Consider the following 19,898-nt stretch of genomic DNA (forward strand, 5'->3'; position numbering starts at 1 on the left):
GGACGACTTTAATGAAAGTCGGGAAAGTGGAGATCCAGTAAGTGAATTCTATTTCAACAATTACAAACTCAAATAATATAACTGTGAATTTAATATCCCGTTCTTTACACAAATGGCATAGGTCCGGAAATCGGCTATGTTTTATTCTGCTGCTAGCCCTTAGCATTCAATTTTCTTTCGGTCAGCACATACTACCCGAGTATGAAAGGGCGGAAGTTGTAGACGAGATTCTGGAGGAACGATTTAATAATCTCCTGCCCGAGTTGATGGATAAGACAGGGATCGACATGTGGATCCTGATCTCCAGGGAATACAACGAGGATCCGGTACTGAAGACCATGTTGCCGGCTACCTGGCTCAATGCCAGGCGGCGGACCATCCTGGTGTTCTACAGAGACCGTGAGAACAACCGCATTGAAAAGCTGGCGGTGGCCCGGTACAATGTGGGGAAGAACATCGTATCTGCCTGGGACAAGGAGAAGGAACCCGACCAGTGGAAGCGTCTGATGGAGATCATTTCTTCCAGGGACCCCAAAAAAATCGGCCTCAATTTTTCAAAGGACCACAATATTGCAGACGGACTGGACAAGACCGATTATGAGGAATTCATGGCTTATCTTCCCAAAGCGCTCCATAAAAGAGTAGTGTCTGCGGAACAACTGGCCGTGAGGTGGATTGAGACGAGGACAGAACGAGAGATGGTTATCTTTTCGCACCTGGTTAGCATTACCCATGAGATCATCGCTGAAGCCTTCTCAGAAAAGGTCATCACTCCGGGGGTCACAACCACCTCTGATGTGGAATGGTGGATGCGCCAGAAGGTCACTGAAATGGGCCTGGAGACTTGGTTCCATCCCACGGTCGACATTCAACGTTCTGAGGAAGCCCTCGTCGGACACCTGTATTCCTTTTCCGGCAGGCCCGAAGATATGCTGATCCTGCCCGGGGACCTGCTGCATTGTGATTTCGGGATCACCTATTTGAGACTCAACACGGATTGTCAGGAACTGGCCTATGTTCTGAGACCGGGAGAGACAGCTCCTCCTGACTTTCTGGTCGAGGCCCTTAAAAAAGGCAACAGAGTGCAGGATTTGCTCACCGAAAATATGAAAACAGGGCTGACCGGGAATGAGATACTCGCAAAAGCCCTGGAAGCAGGCAGGGCCGAAGGATTGAGGCCTGCCATTTATACGCATCCCCTGGGATCTTACGGGCACTCCGCAGGAACTACCATAGGGATGTGGGATGCCCAGGGAGGGGTGATGAAGGACGACGGGGAGAATTACCCCCTCAACCCCGATACGGTGTACGCCATTGAACTCAACACTACCGTTTACCTTCCTGAGTGGAAGCGGGACATCAGGATCATGCTGGAGGAGGCGGGATTTTACGGGAAAGACGGCTTCAGGTACGTAAATGGCAGGCAGACCGAATTGCTCCTTGTTCCGAGACCTTTAACCCATCAGGGCCAGTGATATGAAAACTATCAGATTAATTCTTCTGATGAGCTTGCTCAGTTGTTCCTTCCTCGGGGCACAGCAGGCAACAAACCCTAATACCACCATCTTTTGGGATGTCTCCCTTTCAGCCAGGGACAGGGATCTGGAGAAGGACCTGGACATTTTGGAGAAGGTATTCCAGAGGTCTCCGGACCAGCAAGTACAGCTGGTGCTTTTCAATCTGGAGAACACCGAAAAGAATTATACCATTGCAGGAGGACAATGGGAAGAGCTGAGGAAGGATCTGGAATCACTGAATTATGACGGGGCTAACGAGTATTCCCAACTCAAGGGTCTGGCCAAACATCCCAATATATACCTCTTTACAGACGGGAACCGGATCTACGAGGGAGATTTTCCGGATCTGCCGCCCAAAAGCTATCTGATCAACAGCTCGCCCTTCCGGGATGAGGAGTTCCTCAAAAGGACAGCCCTTATTAACCGCTATCGACTCATGGACTTTGCGGCGATTCTACCCGAAAACATCAGCAACCTCAAAAAACCACGGACACAGCAGAAGAGCACAATCTCCGGAAAGGTGTATGTAGACAATGTACCCGTCCCGGATATGGTGATAGCTGTTAAAGGGGAAGCCGGAGGTGTCAGGACGGTTCTAGACGGGAGTTTTACCATTGAGGCAGCACCCGGAGATAGTTTGTTGGTGAGCAGTAGAAGTCGAAATACGTATAAGTACGTGCCTGTGGAAGATACGTCTCAGTTGAATATTTTTTTGGATGCCAATGTGGTATCCCTTGAAGAGGTGGTTCTGGTTGAAAAGCGGCAGGAAGAAGCTGTTAGGGTCAATACAGGATATGGAATTGAAAATTCCGAAAAGATAGGGTATGCAGTCCAGTCGATAGGTGATGAGGAGATCACCCCTATTCAGACCGATGTGTCACAGTCAGTGATCAATAAATTTTCCAATGTCAATCTTGGAAATACGGATGATATCAGCAGGGCGACCATGCGATCCAATACTTCTATCCTGGGAAACAACTACAGCCTTGTCGTCATAGACGGGGTGCCCCAGCGCCAATCTGATTCCTCCCGGGGTGCAACGTCATCAAATCAGGCTATTTTCAATTACGTCAACCCCGACAATATTGCTTCCATCTCTGTACTGAAGGGATATGCAGCTACCAATAGGTACGGCAGCCTGGGTGCCAACGGGGTGATCCTGATCACTACCAAAAGTGCAGCGGGTACGAATGCTACCGGCGAACCGGTAGACCTGGCCAGGTTAAAGGATAATGTGTATACCGGTAAGGATTCAGGAACAAAAGAATCCAAATCTGAATTGATTTACGCACTGGAGCGTTCCGGAACGCCGGAAAAGGCCTATGAGGAGTACCTGAGACTGAGATCTGCCTCAGACCGGGGAATAGACTTCTTCCTGGAGACATATGATTTCTTCAAAGAGAAAGATCCGGATAGGGCCGCAGTCGTCGCCTCCAGCGTACTGGAGCTTTTCCCTAAAGATATCCATACACTGAAAGCGGTCTCCCTAGCACTGGCAGGGGTTGGCAAATACAAAGATGTCATCCGCATCAATGAAGAGATCCTTGAAATGGACCGGAAACACACCCAGGCCTACCTGGATATAGCGGTTGCTAAAAAAGAGATGGGTAACTACCAGGATGCCCTCCAGGACCTGCTGGCCCTCCACGGAAATACCATCACGCCTCCTGTCAGTGCTACCGGCGTTTCCAAAACAGTGGTACGCGAAATAAAAAATCTGGTATTCAGGCATAAAGGAGCTCTTAATACTACCACAATTCCTTCTCAATTGTTGAACAACCTCAGGTATAATGTTCGTCTCGTCTTTGAATGGAATGATCCCCAGGCAGAGTTTGAGCTGCAATTCGTCAACCCCCAAAATCGTTTCTTTAACTGGGAACACAACGCCGTGAACAGCTCCGAAAGGATAAAGGACGAGATTCTCACCGGATACAGCTCTGAGGAATTCGAGTTCTATGGAGACGGGGTGCAAGGAAAATGGATCCTGAATGCGACCTATTTGGGGCACACTGATATGACCAACCAGGTTCCCCTCGTCCTCAAGTGTACCCTCTACCAGAATTTTGGTTACCCTGATCAGAGTTCCAGGGAGATCGTTCTCTCATTTACAAAGCCAGAGGAGACTAAGACCCTGGCTGAGATCCTTGTGGATTGAATCTGAATTTTTCGTAAATTTAGACAGGTTCAGGCAGTTGATATGCCTGAAAGCCAATGCTATAAAAAAGAAACTATGAAAAAGATCATCTTCACCCTATGCCTCTTTTGTGCCGCGATTACCCTTCAGGCACAGGAAAAACAAGTGACCATCAAAGGGAAAGTCTCCGCAATGGACGCTGCCCTGGTCAACGCCGAAATCACTTCCCAAAAAACCGGTGAAACTGTAAAAACCGACGCCAGCGGTCGATACGAACTGCAGACAACAGAAGGAGATAAGGTGACCTTTTCTTATCCCGGTCTTTCGGAAATGGAGATCATCTTGGAGGACGTGAGCTCCGTCCTGAATGTCAAGATGAATTCAGAGGTCAATGTACTGGACGAAGTGGTGGTCGAAAAGACCAAGATCAAAAGCCAGACCCAGCTGAGACAGGAATACAACAGCAACAAGAATCTGATCAATACAGCCTTCGGGATCCTCGATAAGGACATTACCAATTTCTCGGTAAGGATCATCGATAAGTCGCAATTGCTCTTCGGAAACTTCGATCTCGCTTCTCTCATACAGTTCAGATTTGCCGGCGTCCGTGTGGAAAGACTTGGTGAAAGCCCTTTCAGGCCCAATATCTATCTCAGGGGGTCGTCCATGGGGATGTTCCCGGCCATTTATGACGTGGATGGTCTTATTCTAAAGGACTATCCCGACTTTGTAATGGTAGAGAATATTGAACGCGTTGCCATACTCAGCGGTCTTGGCCTGGTAACCAAGTACGGCGGAGCAGCCAACGGAGGGGTCATCGTGATCAATACCAAAGGGGCAAATACCTACAGGGACCCCAGAACCGGAGGGCCTTTTGATCAGGCTCTTCTACGTAACAATATATACGAAGGCAATGCCTTGAGCAAGGAACAGGCCGGTAAGAACCTCCCGGTCTATCTGCAGGAATTATACGCCAGCCCGTCTGAAAGGAAGGCGATGGAGGTCTACAAAGACCAGGCTGAAATGTACCGCAGCTCCGTATACTATTTTCTGGATGCTTTTGGATATTTTACGGCCAAGTGGAGCAATACGGAGTTCGCAGAACAGATCATCGAAGACCACTGGTACCTGTTTGAGGAGAACCCTGTGGGCCTGAAAGCCCTGGCCTATTTGTATCAGACCATGGGCAATAACACCAAGGCGCATGAGCTGTACAAGGAGATCTTTATCCTGCGGCCGCACTACGCCCAATCGTACCGCGATCTCGCTCTCAGTTACAGGCAGATAGGGGATATCCGCAAAGCGGCTGCTATGTACGCCCGGTATGACTACCTTGTCAAAGAAGGATTTATCAGGGCCGAAGACCGGGATTTTACACCCCTGATGGAGAGAGAGTTCAGGAATTTACTCGAATTGCACGCCAGAGAATTCAGGGGGGCGGATAGGAGAAAAAGCCGTTCCCTGAACAGCGACTTTGAGGGAACCCGACTCGTCTTTGAATGGAATGACAGTGAGGCTGAATTCCAGCTTCAATTCGTCAATCCACAAAACAAATACTTCAATTGGGAACACAGCCTGCTGGCAGATGCTGACCGCATCAGGGATGAGAAACTAAAAGGGTACTCCTGTGAGGAATACCTCATTGACGGCAACCTTCCCGGCACCTGGCAGATCAATTTGAAGTACCTCGGGAACAAAAGCCTGACGCCTTCCTTTATCAAGGCGACGATCTACCACAATTACGGCACCCCGTCACAAAGAGAGGAAGTGAAGGTCTTTAAATTGCAGTTGAAGGATGTGAACCAGGAACTTTTCACTGTTCAGAACAACACGAACCTGACGTCTAATTGATACTGGTAAAAGTTATTTAACCATGGCTTTTAAACCTGCAAGACGCCCATATTGAAGGGTTTTTCGATAGGGGCGTGGTTAGCGGCCTCTATCCCCATGCTGATCCACTTACGTGTTTCCAGAGGATCGATAATGGCATCCGTCCACAGGTGTGCTGCAGCGTAATAAGGTGAGATCTGGTCATCATACCGCTTCTTGATGCGGGTGTAAAGCTCCTTCTCCTTTTCCGCGGTAATTTTTTCACCCTTTTTCTTCAGGGAAGCAGTTTCGATCTGCAGGAGGACCTTGGCTGCGGAGTTACCGCTCATCACAGCCAGCTCGGCGCTAGGCCAGGCCACAATAAGCCTAGGATCGTACGCCTTCCCACACATGGCGTAATTCCCGGCTCCGTAACTGTTTCCTATGATAACTGTGAACTTCGGTACTACGGAATTACTCACGGCGTTGACCATCTTTGCCCCATCCTTGATGATGCCGCCGTGCTCGCTCTTGCTGCCGACCATAAACCCGGTCACGTCCTGCAGGAAGACCAGCGGTATCTTTTTCTGGTTGCAATTGGCAATAAATCGGGTGGCTTTATCTGCCGAATCGGAATAGATGACCCCTCCAAAACGCATCTCACCTTTTTTAGTTTTCACCACCTTCCTCTGGTTGGCTACAATACCTACGGCCCAACCGTCTATTCGCGCATATCCCGTCAGCAGTGTTTTTCCATATCCTTCCTTATACTGCTCGAACTCCGAATTGTCTACCAGTCGTTTGATGATCTCCAGCATGTCATACTGGTCTGCTCTCGACTTTGGCAAGATGCCGAAAATATCATCCACCTTCTCCTTGGGTTGTTTGGATTTGATACGGCTATAACCCGCAGTCAGTGAAGCTCCCATTTTATCAACCAGATTTCTGATAGTATCCAGCGCATGTTTATCGTCTTTCGCCTTGTAATCAGTGACCCCGCTGATCTCGCAATGGGTTGTGGCTCCCCCCAGGGTTTCATTGTCTATATCCTCTCCAATTGCGGCCTTGACGAGGTAACTTCCGGCCAGGAAGATGCTTCCTGTTTTCTCGACGATCAGGGCTTCGTCACTCATGATGGGTAAGTAGGCACCTCCCGCAACACAGCTACCCATCACCGCCGCGATCTGGGGGATACCCATGCTGCTCATGATGGCGTTATTTCGGAAGATCCTCCCGAAGTGCTCCTTGTCAGGGAAGATCTGCTCCTGCATGGGCAGGTAAACCCCGGCACTGTCTACCAGGTAGATGATCGGCAAACGATTTTCCATGGCGATCTCCTGGGCGCGCAGGTTTTTCTTCCCCGTAATAGGGAACCAGGCACCGGCCTTAACGGTAGCGTCATTGGCTACTACAATGCATTGACGCCCCTGAATATATCCGATGACCACGACCACACCTCCTGAAGGACAACCCCCGTGCTCCTCATACATGTCGAGCCCGGCCAGGGCACCGATCTCAATGCGCTCCGAATCCTTGTCGAGCAGATAGTCAATGCGCTCACGCGCTGTCATCTTACCCTGGGCGTGGTGTTTCTCTATCCTTCCCTTGCCGCCTCCCAGAGCGATCCTGGCAAGTATTTTTTTAAGGTCTGATCGTTGTAATTTATTGTGGTCTTCGTTGATATTGAAGCTCATATCCATATGTGCAGACGTGTTTCTTTTAACGCCTAAAGATAAGGAGTTATATTCATTAACTTTGTCAAAAATACCTGGTATATATGGCAAACAGTGTGGGTTGGGGAATCATCGGACTTGGGAACATCGCTCAGAAATTCGCAAAGGATCTCGCCCTGGTGCACGACGCTGCACTTATGGGAGTCGCTTCCAGATCCCTGGTCAAGGCAAAGGCATTCAAGGAAGAATTCAAGGTTCCTTATGCCTTCGACAATTACGAGGCTTTGCTCGACTGTGAGGAGGTGGAGGTGGTCTATATCGCCCTGCCGCATACGGAGCACTACGAGTGGAGTTTGAAGGCCATGGAAAAGGGCAAGCACGTCCTATGCGAAAAACCCGCTGGGATCAATAAGGCTGAGGTGAGACAAATGGTAGACGCCTCCCGCAAGAACAAGGTCTTTTTTATGGAGGCCCTATGGAGCCGTTTTATCCCATCCATTCAGGAGATCAAAAAAAGTATCGACGCCGGTGAGGCAGGGGAGATCGTGTACCTCCATGCCGATTTTGCCTTTTTTGCCCTGGATCGCAATCCTGATAGTCGGGTACTGAATCCGGAACTCGGGGGTGGATCACTACTCGACATCGGCATATATCCTGTGTTCCTCGCATATCTGATCCTGGGTATGCCAGACAGGATTGAGGCGCATGCCAAGTTCCTGGAATCCGGGACGGAAGTCCAGACTGCTGTCACCTTTTATTATCCGGGGGCCCATGCCCTGTTGTTCAGCAGCCTGGGTACCAACAGTCTGATGTCAGCTACTATTGGCGGGACGGATGGCACTTTCGTCATACATCCGCGCTGGCATGAGGCCGAAGGATTTTCACTCCTCTCAGATGGAAAGCAGGAAGAATTTGAATTTCCGAAGGTGGGGAAAGGTTATACGTACGAAATAGAGGAGGTCCACCGCTGTCTTTCGGAAGAGCGCCTTGAAAGTCCGCTATGGTCTCATCAGCACAGTCTCGACCTCATAGGCCTTCTGGATCAGATCAGGGAGATTACGGGGATACGCTTTCCTTTCGAGGGATAAAGTTGATGGATGGAAATCGAATTCCATAGTTTTTACGATATTTGGCAGAACTAAACTAACTCAAATGGGGATGAATAAGAATACTGTCCTGGCATGGGCCACCTTTATCATGATCTTTGTGGGTTGCGCTTTGATCGCACTGGGTGCTTTTAGATATGACGATGTAGCCGGCTGGGGATTTGCTTCCGTGGGAATTGGTTTTTTTGCGATCGCCTGGGTCTTTAATGCTCTTAAAGGCAGGGTTTAGAACTTGTTATATCTTTCCATCCGCCTTTATCCAACTTAACACATACATTCCACTAAATGTCAGACGATAAAAAGGTCATTTTCTCAATGTCCGGGGTCACCAAGACCTATAAGAATGCCAACACGCCCGTCCTGAAGAATATCTACCTGAGCTTTTTTTACGGAGCCAAGATCGGTATCCTCGGCCTCAATGGCTCAGGGAAGTCCACCCTGCTGAGGATCATTGCAGGGGTAGACAAGAATTACCAGGGCAATGTAGTCTTCTCACCGGGATATAAGGTGGGATACCTGGAGCAGGAACCTCAGCTGGACGACTCAAAAACGGTGATGGATGTGGTCAAAGAAGGGGTAGCCGAAACGGTGGCTGTCCTGGATGAATACAACAAGATCAACGATATGTTCGGCCTGCCGGAGGTCTATGAGGATGCAGACAAGATGCAGAAGCTTATGGACAAACAGGCAGCCTTGCAGGATCAGATCGATGCAGCCAACGCCTGGGAACTGGATACCAAGCTCGAGATAGCCATGGATGCCCTCAGGACCCCTGAACCCGATAAAAAGATCGGCGTTCTTTCCGGAGGCGAAAGGAGGAGGGTAGCGCTCTGCAGGCTGCTGTTGCAGGAACCCGATGTGCTTCTCCTGGACGAGCCTACCAACCATTTGGATGCCGAGTCTGTACACTGGCTGGAGCACCACCTGGCTACTTATAAAGGGACCGTGATCGCGGTTACACACGACCGGTATTTTCTGGACAATGTAGCCGGATGGATCCTGGAACTCGACCGGGGAGAGGGGATTCCCTGGAAAGGCAATTACAGCAGTTGGCTCGACCAGAAATCCAAGCGCCTGGCCCAGGAAACCAAACAGGCCTCAAAAAGGCAAAAAACACTGGAGCGCGAGCTCGAATGGGTGAGACAGGGGGCCAAAGGCCGACAGACCAAACAGAAGGCCCGTTTGAACAACTACGACAAATTATTGAGCCAGGACCAGAAGCAACTGGATGAAAAACTGGAGATTTATATCCCAAATGGCCCCAGACTGGGAACCAATGTGATCGAAGCCATAGGAGTGAGTAAGGGGTATGATGGAAAATTACTGTACGAGGACCTGAATTTTAATTTACCCCAGGCAGGTATTGTCGGGATCATCGGACCCAACGGGGCAGGAAAGACCACTATTTTCAAGATGATCATGGGGGAGATCTCCCCGGATAAAGGCGAATTTAAAGTGGGGGATACTGCCAAACTGGCCTATGTAGATCAGAGCCATGCCAACATCAACCCGGACAAGACCATTTGGGAGAACTTCAGCGACGGGCAGGAATTGATCCTCATGGGCGGAAGGCAGGTGAACTCAAGGGCCTACCTCAGCAGGTTTAATTTCTCGGGGAGTGAGCAGAATAAGAAAGTCAGTATGTTGTCCGGGGGAGAAAGGAACCGGCTACACCTGGCCATGACCCTGAAGGAGGAAGGGAACGTCCTGTTGTTGGATGAGCCCACCAACGACCTGGATGTTAACACCCTGAGGGCATTGGAGGAAGGGCTTGAAAATTTTGCCGGATGTGCCGTGATCATATCCCACGACAGGTGGTTCCTGGACAGGGTATGTACGCATATGCTTGCGTTTGAAGGGGATTCACAGGTGTACTTCTTTGAAGGCTCCTTCTCTGAGTACGAGGAGAACAAGAAAAAACGCCTGGGAGCGGACCTCACACCCAAGCGCCTCAAATACAAGAAATTGATTCGTTAAAGATTCCTTTCAATAAGGATCTGAGGGATACCAGTCGAGTTGCACCACCGTAATTCCCGGATCGTTTTTCCCGATCAGTTCTGCAAACCGGGCGACGTCACTTACTTCCGGCCTGCCTCTGTAGTGATAGGGATATACCTGTTTCGGTTTAAACTCCAGTACAGCATCAGCGGCATTGTCTACTGTCATGGTATAGGGTAAGTTCATGCAAACAAAAGCCTTGTCGATGTTTTCCAGTGCCCTCATTTCAGGGATGTCTTCGGTGTCTCCTGAAAAATAGAGTCGTTCTTCCCCAAGAGTGATGACATATCCATTACCCCGTCCTTTGACATGGAAATTTTTGGCTTCCTCCCGCAGGTTGTACATGGGAATGGCTTCGACGATGACTCCCATCCGTTCTTTGGTGTCGCCGTTGTTCAGCACATCCAGCTGGGGGGTGAATTTTTCTGGCATTTGGTCGGCAACCGCCTGGGGAACGATGATCTTTGCCCCGGAAGTGTCCAGACCCTCCAGGGTCCCCACATTCAAGTGATCCCCATGTATATCGGTGATCAGGATTAGATCCGGGCTTTGATAGGCAGAAAAGGTCTCGGCACCACCCACCGGATCAATATAGAGAGTAACCTCTCCCCACTCGATTACGGCTGTGGCGTGTTCCACCGGATGGATCTCAATAGCAGGCGAAGCGGCCTCCTGTGATTTAACAGTGGTTGCATCAGCAATTTTTGACTGGTCCTCTGCTTTCTTTTCTTCCTTGCACCCCAGGGTGAATAGCAAGGTGATGGCAAGTATTTTAGCTACTGTATTCATTTAAAGGATTTTCATTTGCGATGATGTCGCCTAAAGATAGCGGATAAGGCAGGACCGTCCCTAAAGGTTTAACGCCATTTTAATATTGCTGCGTGCATAGGGGGGAGGATTCTCCATCTCGATCTCCTCAAATCCGGATTTGCGATAGAGGTGAATGGCAGTGGAGAGAATCGTATTACTGTACAGTATGATCCTTTTCATCCCTTGCTTCTTCGTGTACTCGACAGCGAAGCTGAGGAGTTGCTGGCCTATCCGTTGTCCCTGAAATTCTGGCTTTACGGCCATTTTGCCCAGTTCAAAACAGCCTTCTTTACTGGGCAGGAGGGAAAAACATCCGGCGATCTCCCCACCCGTCTTTGCGAAAAAAATCTTTCCTCCCCGGGCTATGATCACCTCCTCTGATCTGTTGAGCAAATCCTCATCCATGGGTTCCACATAGAAATATTCCTGCAGCCAGGTGAGATTCATGTCCCTGAACTCTGCGGCCAGATCAGATGTAAAATCGATTATCTCGACTTTCATGGATGTGTTTTGGGTTGATTTGAAGATTATTTTCAAACTACAAGCAAAGAAAATTACAACATATTTTGAACTGAAAAATCTAAACGCAGACTTTTCACGTATATAGCAATGTAAACACGTTACTAACTAATACACGTTTTAAATTTTTACACTATGACTGAGACTAAAAACAATAATGGATTAAAGGTAATCGCCGGTTTGTTGGCTGTGGTCCTTTTGGGTACCATCATCTATACCGTAAGTCTTTACCAGGACAAAAAGAAAAGGGAGAGCGAACTCACTGCAGAAAAGGAACTGGTCGTTGAGGACCTGAAGAGCCTTCAATCTGAATATGACAAGGCTATCCTTGAGAGCAACGCTACCAACGAAGAACTCGTTGAGGCCAGGGACAGGATCGCCAAGTATATCGATTCTGTACAGACGATGAAGGCCGACCTTTCTAGTTTGAGGCGTTACAGGAACCAGGTTGCTGTCCTGAGACAGGAAAGAGAGCAACTGCTGAAGCAGGTTGACTCCCTGACCCGATCTAACTCCCTGCTGGCTATGCAGCGAGACAGTACTTTTGTTGAGCTTGAAAAACAGGCTATTTTCAACGACTCTCTGGTCGTTCAGAATACGCAGCTTGCTGAAGCCGTAGAAAGAGGTTCTGCTTTGAATCTTTCTGACTTTAATGTGGATGCCGTTAAGGAGCGCAGCAGCGGACGACTGGTTTCTACTCCAAGGGCAAGGAATACCGATAAGCTGAAAGTATGCTTTACAGTGGCTGACAACGTGATCGCCCAGGCAGGAGACAGGCAATTCCTCATCGAAGTACTGGATCCTCAGGGGAACGTACTTGGCGGTGGCAGCACCAAATCTACAGATGAAGGTGCTTCTGTAACCTATACCAAGTCTACCGACTTCTACTACGAAAACCAGGATCTGGATGTTTGTGACTTCATCACGAACCCAGCCGGCTCCTTCCAGTCCGGAAACTACATGGTGAACGTGTACGATGACAACCTCAAGCTTCTGGGAACTTCAAAATTCACCCTGAAGTAAGAATCATCCATAGAAATATTAAGGGCCTTCGATTGAAGGCCCTTTTTTTTGTCTTAGTTTTTCAGAGAACCGGTCATGTCTTCCGGCTTCACCCACTCATCGTATTCCTCGGCGGTCACGTAGCCCAGGTTGATGGCTTCTTCCCTGAGGGTGGTACCATTCCTGTGAGCGGTATTGGCGATCTCTGCGGCCTTGTAATACCCAATCTTGGTATTGAGTGCTGTGACCAGCATCAGGGAATTGTTGAGCAATTGTTTGATGACCTTGTGGTTGGGTTCAATACCTACCGCACAATGGATGTCGAAACTTACACAGGCATCTCCCAATAATTCTGCTGACTGCAGGAAATTGCTGGCCATTAGGGGTTTGAATACGTTGAGCTCGTAATGCCCCTGGGCGCCCCCAACGGAGATGGCCACGTCATTACCCATCACCTGGGCGCATACCATAGTAAGGGCTTCACATTGGGTGGGATTTACCTTCCCGGGCATGATAGAACTTCCTGGTTCGTTGGCCGGTATAATGATCTCCCCGATCCCGGACCTGGGGCCGGAGGCCATCATGCGAATATCATTGGCGATCTTGTTCAGGGAAACAGCCAGTTGCTTCAAAGCGCCATGGCTTTCAACAAGGGCATCATGGGCCGCCAGCGCCTCAAATTTATTCGGGGCTGTTTTAAAGGGCAGGCCGGTAAATTTAGCGATATACTTGGCCACGAGGACGTCGTACCCTTTGGGGGTGTTCAAGCCAGTACCGACAGCAGTCCCTCCCAGGGCCAGTTCACTGAGGTGATCCAGGGTGTTGTGCAGGGCTTTCAGGCCGTGGTCTAGCTGGGATACATAACCCGAAAACTCCTGTCCGAGGGTCAGGGGAGTGGCATCCATCAGGTGGGTCCTCCCGATCTTGACGATCTTGTCAAATTCCTTTGCCTTTTTATCAAGGGTGTTTCGGAGCTGTGTCACCCCTGGGATGGTTACTTCAGCGATCTTGGTATAGGCAGCGATGTGCATACCGGTAGGGAAGGTGTCGTTCGAGGATTGGGATTTATTCACATCGTCGTTAGGCTGTATAGTCTTTTTTCCTTCCCCAATCTTGTGCCCGGCCAGTTCGTGGGCCCTGTTGGCAATCACCTCATTTACGTTCATATTGCTCTGTGTGCCTGATCCGGTTTGCCAGATGACCAGGGGAAACTGATCGTCGAGCTTTCCTTCGAGGATCTCGTCACAGACCCTGGCAATAAGATCCCTTTTCTCCTCTTCCAGCACACCCAGTTCACAGTTGGCATAGGCTGCTGCTTTTTTGAGATGGGCAAACCCGTAAACAATATCCAGCGGCATGGAGGCCGGTGGTCCTATCTTAAAATTGTTTCGCGATCGCTCGGTCTGGGCCCCCCAGTATTTATCGGCAGGGACCTGAACTTCTCCCATGGTGTCTTTCTCAATCCTGAATTTCATCTTTTTAGGTTTTGGCCTAACAAAGGTAAGGCTTGGGTCAGAAATTCCATTTTCTATCCGGATAATTTTACCGCCACTGCTTGCATCTTATGAGAATTTCCAAGTATCTTTGCGCTATAAAGCAAAGAATATGTTCGAATTTGATCAATATCTCGGATTTTTGGCCTTCCTCACCATAGTAACCATTGGTTTCTGGTTGATGATCTTCCTTCTGCTTTTTGTGGTTCCTTACTGGGTAGGGGGTAACCTCATGGAATTCTTCAAAGAAAAACGCGAGGCAAGAAGAGCTAAGCGCAACTCATAAAAAAAGAAGCCATTTGGCTTCTTTTTTGTTTTATCTCCTTGTAGCATGGATCAGGTCCCTTCGAATTCGTAGTCTTCTTCCTGTCCTCCGCGTCCGTTCCTCTGCCTCTGGTTCTGTTGCTGATTGAACCTGTACAGGAATGACAGTGTGAATTGTCTCTCCCTCCACTGGAATTCACTGTAAGTAGACACGGTATTCGTATTGGTCTCTGTCCTTCTTTTCCTGGAATTGAAAAGGTCACTTACGTTAAAGGAAAGTGTTGCCTTATCCTTGATAACGTCCTTACTAAAGGCCAGGTTTGTGCTCAATATACCTTTGTTGAGATTTTGAGCATCCTTGTTGGGGCCACGGTAGAAGAGGTTCGATTGAAAATCGATAGCCCCCGGTAATGGGATCTTGGCACTGAACCTCGAAAACCAGGTAAAGTTGTCTGCATCAAAATTCTGTGTGATCACCTCATTCTGAAAATTGGTATATGTGTAATCTCCTCTGAGCTGCTGCTGGAAGAGGTTCAGGTTCAGGGTGAGCCTCCAATCGCGCTTGGGAGTATACGTAGTAGTAAATTCCATCCCGTAACGGCTGTCCGTTGCCAGGTTTATGGGTGTGCGTACCTGTACCGGCACGAGTACAGGGTTCCCCGGATCATCCGGATTGTCGATCTCTACAAAGTCTCCCGTCTCCTGGGTGATGAACTGGAAAACACCGGTTGACCTGTTGTAATATCCCGAAGTCGTAAAAGTCACCTTGTCCCATCTCTTGAGATATCCCAGGTCGAATGCATTGGTGAATGTAGGGTCCAGGTCCGGATTCCCCTGAAAGAGGTTGGTGTTACTCGACCTTGAGGGGAAAGGGTTGATAAAACGCGTCCTGGGTCGCCTCAGCCTCCGGCTGTAACTGATAGTCAGCTGTTCTTCCTCCGAGAATTCATATCCGAGGAACAGAGATGGAAACCAGTTTACATAGTCCTTGTCATCCACCTGACCTGTTTCGACCAATTCGATGCCGATATCAGACGCTTCCATCCGGAGTCCGCTAAGAACACTGAACTTATCCATCTTGGTCCCGAGTTGTACGTAGGCTGCGTTGACGTATTCTTTATAGTTGAGTTCGTTGCTGAAATCCGGATTCCTGTCGAGCACCCCGTCCTCCAGCACACCAAAGTCGAAGTCTGTATTAAAATTGTTGAAGGTACCGCGGTAACCCATTTCGAACTGGCTTTGGTTCTCTTTTCCAAACGGCAGGATATAATCGAACTGCACCAGCTGATTTACCTGAGTTTCGTCATTGATGGTCTGTTCCGTAGGCAATATCACGTCTTCCCCCAGGATGATCTCTTCGATGATGGAATTCTCGATCTCATTCCCCTTTGAGTACTGGTAATCCATGGTGAATTCGTGCCCCTCTTTCTCGAAGGTCTTTTTGTAGTTCACGGAGTATTGAACATTCTCATCGGTCTCTCCCTCGAGCGTAAAACGATTCCTGCGGATGGTAGGATTCCTTGCGGCATCGAAGTTAAAGAAATCGATATCCACTGTATTCTCTCCATCAGAATTCCGGATCACCAGGGAATTGGTAATGCTGCTCGTCTCACTGATGAAATACTCAAAACCGATGTTGGTGTTAAAACTGTTGTTCTGCCGCTGGTAGTCCCTGATCTCGTCTTGGAAGCTGACCGTATTCCTGTTCTCATCAAAGTTCTCCTGCTCGAATAGGGCGTTTCCCGGGGCATCCCGGTATCGGTAAGTGGTGGTGGTAAAGATATTGAACTTGTCACGCCTGAGGTTCAGGCTTACTGCAGTACCATAGTTGTCTGGGTATCCGGCAAATACGTTAACCGAGCCATTGACCCCGGCAGTTTTACTTTGTTTTAATATGATATTCAGGATCCCTGCTGTTCCTTCAGCGTCGTAACGGGCAGAAGGATTGGTGATCACCTCAACGCGTTCAATTGCATCCGCAGGGAGCTGCTGCAGGGCCTGTGGGCTGAGTCCCGACAGGGCAGAAGGTTTGCCGTTGATCAGGATGCGTACGCTTTCATTTCCCCTCAGGCTTATATTTCCCTCAATATCAACTGTCACCGATGGAACGTTATCCAGTACATCCGTCACTGATCCACCCCTTACCGTAAGGTCCTGTCCTACGTTGTATACCTTCTTGTCCAAACGCAGCTCAACCGTGGTACGTTCTCCCACGACAACCACATCTTCCAGCATCTGGGCATCTATTTCGAGCTCAATTCTACCGAGGTCGGTTGAACTACGATACGTTTGAGCCTGGAGTTCAAAGGTTTTGTAAGACAGATATTCCACCCTTACATTGTACTGCCCGGGCATGGTTTCCACAGAAAATTTACCGTCCGGATCTGAGATCCCTCCTGTGACCATCTCAGGCCTCCTCACACTCTGCAGGACCAGGGTGGCATATTCCAGAGGCTGACCTGTATCCTTGTCAAAAACTGTACCTGAGATTGTGATCCTTTCCTGTCCCCTACCTGAAGGTCTTTGGGAAAAAGACAATAAAAAAGCCATTAAAAACAATGGCAGGACAATAAATCTTTTCATTTAAGATTTGTTCTTTTTTTTCTTCTTTTTCTTTTCTTTCGGTTTTTTACCGCCATTATCACGATATTCCTTTAAAGCATTGTACTTTTCCTCAGGCAGACTTGCCTTGAGTTCTTCTTCCTGGTTGAGGTTGATGGTCTCGTAAGCTTCTCGGGTTTTCTCCGGTCCCAGGTTCAGGATCTGCACCTCTATTCGTTGCTGTACGTACTTGGTAAGGATCGATCTCAGAACTGCCGCTTCAAACTCGGAGAATTCAATGGCCTCCCTGATCTTGGGCATTTCTGCGTCTACCATTTCCTCAGCGGTCAGATTTTCGGGTTCTCGAGGGGTTGCGGTCTGGGTCTGAGGGGCGAGTCGCCTCCTGCCCATTGCTCCGAAACGCTGGTCGACCTGGGCTTCAAGCGAAGGGATCAGAAAAAGAGTGGAAAAAAGAAATAAAAAAAAGTGGTGTTTGGTTCTCATGACTCTGATTCAATCTCAAAAGTAAACGGATGAAGTTCAGAGTCCGGTTAAATGTTTGTTAAAAGAAAAAGCCTTCCTAAACATTTGAGAAAAGTTTAAGAAAGCTTTAGATGAAAATTGGGAGTCGGCTTCTTAATCCAAAAGTCCCGAAATGGTCTCTGGTGGTCTGCCGATAACTGCTTTATTTTTAAAGGTCACAATGGGTCTTTCGATGAGTTTGGGGTATTTGAGCAGGGCATCAATGATCGCCTCATCAGAGAGTTCCTTCCCTTTGAAGTCGGATTTCCAGATAGCCTCCTGTTTTCTGACCAGTTGTATAGGACTGATCCCCAGCATCTTCAAAAGGTCCTTTAATTCGGTTTTTGTAATCGGATTGTCCAGGTAGAGAACAACATCGAAAGGCTTACCACTTGCTTCGACAAGTGCTAGGCCTTCACGTGATTTTCGGCACCTGGGGTTGTGATAGATCTTTACCATGGTTTAGCTTTCTTGTTTTTGCCCCATCATCATAAGGTAAGCCTTTAAGAACAGGTCTATTTCTCCGTCCATGACAGCATCGACATTACCGGTCTCTTCTCCGGTCCTGACATCCTTGACCAGTTTATAGGGGTGCATGACGTAATTTCTGATCTGTGACCCCCATTCGATCTTCATCTTTGAAGATTCAATCTCTGCACGGGCCTCCTGCTTCTTGCGCAATTCGATCTCGTATAACTGGGATTTCAGCATCTTTAATGCCGTAGCACGGTTGTCGTGCTGCGACCTCGAATCCGAACAGGAAATTTGTATACCAGTGGGCTTGTGGTACAGTTGCACCTTGGTTTCCACCTTGTTTACGTTTTGACCTCCGGCCCCGCTGGACCTGGCGGTGGTGATCTCGATATCGGCCGGGTTGACCTCTATCTCTATGCTGTCATCCACCAGGGGATATACATATACCGAGGCGAAGGACGTATGCCGCTTCGCATTGCTGTCGAAAGGGGAGATCCTTACCAACCGGTGTACGCCGTTTTCACCTTTGAGCCAGCCAAAGGCGAAGTCCCCTTCAATTTCAAGGGTCACGGTCTTGATGCCTGCGACATCTCCTTCCTGGTAGTTGAGCTCCTTGACCTTGTATCCGTTCTTCTCACTCCACATAAGGTACATGCGCATGAGCATGGAAGCCCAGTCGCAACTCTCGGTACCACCTGCACCGGCCGTGATCTGGAGGATGGCGGTCATATCGTCCCCTTCCTCAGAAAGCATGTTCCTGAATTCCAGTTTCTCAATGGCTTCAAGGGCTTTGCTGTACTGGGTGTTCAATTCAGCTTCTTCCACATCGCCTTCCCGATGGAACTCCAGTAAAACTTCGAGGTCGTTGGTGAGGGTTTCGGCATCCCTGTATTCTGAGACCCATTTTTTCTTGGCCTGTAGCTGGCGCATTTTCTCCTGGGCTTCCTGGGGCTCATCCCAGAAATCAGGAGCCAGGGTCTTTTCTTCTTCGTTCTCTATTTCAATTAGTTTGGCATCTATGTCAAAGATACCTCCTTAACGCACCGAGGCGTTCAATGAGATCCTTTTGCTGATCTGTAGTAACCATTTCCTTTAAATTTCGTGTAAAATTAGTACTCTTTTTAGTGAGTAGCGAACAAATCGATTACAAATTTATTGCTGTTGCTGGCCATGTACCTGGACCGAGTGATTGGTGGTATTTTCCCCTTTTGAGTACAGTATACCTTTCAGGGGAGCACAATCCGCATAATCCTTACCGTGGGCTACCTTGATGTGGTTCTCCCCAGTGAGAATGTTGTTGGTTGGGTCGAACCCAATCCAGCCCACATCCTGAATAAAGGCCTCATTCCAGGCGTGCATCTGTGAATCCCCAAAATATCCGTTCCCCTGGTGCAGGTAACCGGAAACATATCTGCACGGGATCCCAAATTGCCTTGCCACTGCGGCGAAGAGGTGTGCAAAGTCCTGGCACACCCCATGCCGGTTTTCTACGATCTCATCCAGTGTGGTGTTGACATGGGTAACCCCCGGAGTGTAAAAAATCTTCTCAAAGACCCACCTGTTCAGGTCTACCAAGTTCTCAAAAACTGTCTTTTCCTTTCGGTATTCAAAAAACTTGCTGTGTTGTTCGAGTAAGGTGGTGAGTTGGGTTCTGCGTAAAAATGGTTCGAATTCCACCCGGAAATGAAGATTCTGGTACCGTTGCAGGTCCTCCACGGGATCCAGGGGCAGGTCAAAATCGAAGGGACTGGCAGCTGTTTTCAAAACGTTGAAGTCGGCTTCAAAGGAGATGTGTTTAAACTCGGCCTTCGCCAGGATACGCATGGTTGTGAAACCATATGCATTCGTTGAGACCTCATAGGGAAAATTCAAAGAATTCCCGAAGGAGAAGGAAGTGACTTTCTGTCCCTCTTCTTCATGAGGGCAGATCAGGAATTGCCATCGGGCCTCCTTTACGGGGTGCTCATACTGGTTCTCAGCCTTATAGGCGATCCTATATTCAAGAGACATAAGGGTAATTGGTCACTTCGCGCCTA

Annotated in this window: 17 protein-coding genes; 8 read left to right on the forward strand and 9 right to left on the reverse strand. The window is 48.7% G+C overall.

Annotated elements, in window-relative coordinates:
• The first annotated feature begins 143 nt into the window (after nt 1-143).
• The 3 genes from IEV19_RS00575 (at nt 144) to IEV19_RS00585 (ending at nt 5,502) form a co-directional block, all read left to right on the forward strand.
• Nucleotides 144-1,475, forward strand: a complete 1,332-nt coding sequence (locus tag IEV19_RS00575; RefSeq protein ID WP_188370687.1) for a M24 family metallopeptidase — start codon at nt 144-146, stop codon at nt 1,473-1,475.
• Nucleotides 1,476-1,503: 28 nt separating this feature from the next.
• Nucleotides 1,504-3,672 (forward strand): DUF2135 domain-containing protein, encoded by a 2,169-nt coding sequence (locus IEV19_RS00580; protein WP_188368762.1) that lies wholly within the window; start codon nt 1,504-1,506, stop codon nt 3,670-3,672.
• Between the two features lie 75 nt (nt 3,673-3,747).
• Nucleotides 3,748-5,502: a DUF2135 domain-containing protein gene (locus IEV19_RS00585; protein WP_188368763.1), complete on the forward strand. Its 1,755-nt coding sequence runs from the start codon at nt 3,748-3,750 to the stop codon at nt 5,500-5,502.
• 29 nt (nt 5,503-5,531) lie between these two features.
• On the opposite strand, the gene IEV19_RS00590 is transcribed toward IEV19_RS00585, so the two are convergent.
• A complete protein-coding gene (locus tag IEV19_RS00590; protein ID WP_188368764.1) occupies nt 5,532-7,160 on the reverse strand; it encodes an acyl-CoA carboxylase subunit beta in 1,629 nt (542 codons plus the stop codon).
• A 77-nt stretch (nt 7,161-7,237) separates the two neighbouring features.
• Here IEV19_RS00590 and IEV19_RS00595 point away from each other — a divergent pair, with 77 nt between their 5' ends.
• From IEV19_RS00595 to ettA, 3 genes are all read left to right on the forward strand, one after another.
• Complete coding sequence (locus IEV19_RS00595; protein ID WP_188368765.1) at nt 7,238-8,221, forward strand: Gfo/Idh/MocA family protein; 984 nt, start codon at nt 7,238-7,240, stop codon at nt 8,219-8,221.
• 64 nt (nt 8,222-8,285) lie between these two features.
• Nucleotides 8,286-8,468 carry a CAL67264 family membrane protein gene (locus IEV19_RS00600; protein WP_152573739.1) on the forward strand — a complete coding sequence of 61 codons (183 nt, stop codon included), beginning with the start codon at nt 8,286-8,288 and terminating at the stop codon, nt 8,466-8,468.
• A gap of 56 nt (nt 8,469-8,524) precedes the next feature.
• Nucleotides 8,525-10,216 (forward strand): energy-dependent translational throttle protein EttA, encoded by a 1,692-nt coding sequence (gene ettA, locus IEV19_RS00605; protein ID WP_188368766.1) that lies wholly within the window; start codon nt 8,525-8,527, stop codon nt 10,214-10,216.
• A 9-nt stretch (nt 10,217-10,225) separates the two neighbouring features.
• Here ettA and IEV19_RS00610 read toward each other — a convergent pair whose 3' ends face one another.
• Both IEV19_RS00610 and IEV19_RS00615 read right to left on the reverse strand, forming a co-directional pair.
• The gene (locus IEV19_RS00610; RefSeq protein WP_188368767.1) at nt 10,226-11,026 is read right to left on the reverse strand and encodes an MBL fold metallo-hydrolase; all 801 of its coding nucleotides are present in this window, start codon (nt 11,024-11,026) and stop codon (nt 10,226-10,228) included.
• Nucleotides 11,027-11,086: 60 nt separating this feature from the next.
• Nucleotides 11,087-11,548, reverse strand: a complete 462-nt coding sequence (locus IEV19_RS00615) for a GNAT family N-acetyltransferase (RefSeq protein WP_188368768.1) — start codon at nt 11,546-11,548, stop codon at nt 11,087-11,089.
• A 153-nt stretch (nt 11,549-11,701) separates the two neighbouring features.
• On the opposite strand from IEV19_RS00615, the gene IEV19_RS00620 reads away from it, so the two are divergent.
• Nucleotides 11,702-12,589 carry a DUF8428 domain-containing protein gene (locus IEV19_RS00620; RefSeq protein ID WP_188368769.1) on the forward strand — a complete coding sequence of 296 codons (888 nt, stop codon included), beginning with the start codon at nt 11,702-11,704 and terminating at the stop codon, nt 12,587-12,589.
• A 53-nt stretch (nt 12,590-12,642) separates the two neighbouring features.
• On the opposite strand, the gene fumC is transcribed toward IEV19_RS00620, so the two are convergent.
• The gene (gene fumC / locus IEV19_RS00625; protein ID WP_188368770.1) at nt 12,643-14,043 is read right to left on the reverse strand and encodes a class II fumarate hydratase; all 1,401 of its coding nucleotides are present in this window, start codon (nt 14,041-14,043) and stop codon (nt 12,643-12,645) included.
• 130 nt (nt 14,044-14,173) lie between these two features.
• On the opposite strand from fumC, the gene IEV19_RS00630 reads away from it, so the two are divergent.
• A complete protein-coding gene (locus IEV19_RS00630) occupies nt 14,174-14,347 on the forward strand; it encodes a hypothetical protein (RefSeq protein WP_188368771.1) in 174 nt (57 codons plus the stop codon).
• Nucleotides 14,348-14,397: 50 nt separating this feature from the next.
• Here the strand turns inward: IEV19_RS00630 and IEV19_RS00635 are convergent, their stop codons facing one another.
• The 5 genes from IEV19_RS00635 to IEV19_RS00655 all read right to left on the reverse strand — a co-directional run bounded on the left by IEV19_RS00635 (nt 14,398) and on the right by IEV19_RS00655 (nt 19,872).
• Complete coding sequence (locus tag IEV19_RS00635; RefSeq protein WP_188368772.1) at nt 14,398-16,908, reverse strand: TonB-dependent receptor; 2,511 nt, start codon at nt 16,906-16,908, stop codon at nt 14,398-14,400.
• On the reverse strand, nt 16,909-17,370 hold the full coding sequence (locus tag IEV19_RS00640) for a hypothetical protein (RefSeq protein WP_188368773.1): 462 nt from the start codon (nt 17,368-17,370) through the stop codon (nt 16,909-16,911).
• Between the two features lie 132 nt (nt 17,371-17,502).
• On the reverse strand, nt 17,503-17,847 hold the full coding sequence (gene arsC, locus IEV19_RS00645; protein ID WP_188368774.1) for an arsenate reductase (glutaredoxin): 345 nt from the start codon (nt 17,845-17,847) through the stop codon (nt 17,503-17,505).
• A gap of 3 nt (nt 17,848-17,850) precedes the next feature.
• A protein-coding gene (gene prfB / locus IEV19_RS00650; RefSeq protein WP_188368775.1) for a peptide chain release factor 2 occupies nt 17,851-18,949 on the reverse strand; the annotation gives its coding sequence in 2 pieces (ribosomal slippage) (nt 17,851-18,885 and nt 18,887-18,949; 1,098 coding nt in all).
• A gap of 65 nt (nt 18,950-19,014) precedes the next feature.
• Nucleotides 19,015-19,872 carry a transglutaminase-like domain-containing protein gene (locus tag IEV19_RS00655; protein ID WP_188368776.1) on the reverse strand — a complete coding sequence of 286 codons (858 nt, stop codon included), beginning with the start codon at nt 19,870-19,872 and terminating at the stop codon, nt 19,015-19,017.
• Nucleotides 19,873-19,898: the final 26 nt, after the last annotated feature.

It is taken from the genome of Muriicola marianensis (genome assembly GCF_014638095.1).
Classification (GTDB): domain Bacteria; phylum Bacteroidota; class Bacteroidia; order Flavobacteriales; family Flavobacteriaceae; genus Muriicola; species Muriicola marianensis.

Bases quoted from the DNA above. Each gene is read 5' to 3' on its own strand.
- IEV19_RS00580 (WP_188368762.1), top strand. From the start codon at position 1,504: ATGAGCTTGCTCAGTTGTTCCTTCCTCGGGGCACAGCAGGCAACAAAC.
- IEV19_RS00585 (WP_188368763.1), top strand. From the start codon at position 3,748: ATGAAAAAGATCATCTTCACCCTATGCCTCTTTTGTGCCGCGATTACC.
- IEV19_RS00590 (WP_188368764.1), bottom strand. From the start codon at position 7,160: ATGGATATGAGCTTCAATATCAACGAAGACCACAATAAATTACAACGA.
- IEV19_RS00595 (WP_188368765.1), top strand. From the start codon at position 7,238: ATGGCAAACAGTGTGGGTTGGGGAATCATCGGACTTGGGAACATCGCT.
- IEV19_RS00600 (WP_152573739.1), top strand. From the start codon at position 8,286: ATGGGGATGAATAAGAATACTGTCCTGGCATGGGCCACCTTTATCATG.
- ettA (WP_188368766.1), top strand. From the start codon at position 8,525: ATGTCAGACGATAAAAAGGTCATTTTCTCAATGTCCGGGGTCACCAAG.
- IEV19_RS00610 (WP_188368767.1), bottom strand. From the start codon at position 11,026: ATGAATACAGTAGCTAAAATACTTGCCATCACCTTGCTATTCACCCTG.
- IEV19_RS00615 (WP_188368768.1), bottom strand. From the start codon at position 11,548: ATGAAAGTCGAGATAATCGATTTTACATCTGATCTGGCCGCAGAGTTC.
- IEV19_RS00620 (WP_188368769.1), top strand. From the start codon at position 11,702: ATGACTGAGACTAAAAACAATAATGGATTAAAGGTAATCGCCGGTTTG.
- fumC (WP_188368770.1), bottom strand. From the start codon at position 14,043: ATGAAATTCAGGATTGAGAAAGACACCATGGGAGAAGTTCAGGTCCCT.
- IEV19_RS00630 (WP_188368771.1), top strand. From the start codon at position 14,174: ATGTTCGAATTTGATCAATATCTCGGATTTTTGGCCTTCCTCACCATA.
- IEV19_RS00635 (WP_188368772.1), bottom strand. From the start codon at position 16,908: ATGAAAAGATTTATTGTCCTGCCATTGTTTTTAATGGCTTTTTTATTG.
- IEV19_RS00640 (WP_188368773.1), bottom strand. From the start codon at position 17,370: ATGAGAACCAAACACCACTTTTTTTTATTTCTTTTTTCCACTCTTTTT.
- arsC (WP_188368774.1), bottom strand. From the start codon at position 17,847: ATGGTAAAGATCTATCACAACCCCAGGTGCCGAAAATCACGTGAAGGC.
- IEV19_RS00655 (WP_188368776.1), bottom strand. From the start codon at position 19,872: ATGTCTCTTGAATATAGGATCGCCTATAAGGCTGAGAACCAGTATGAG.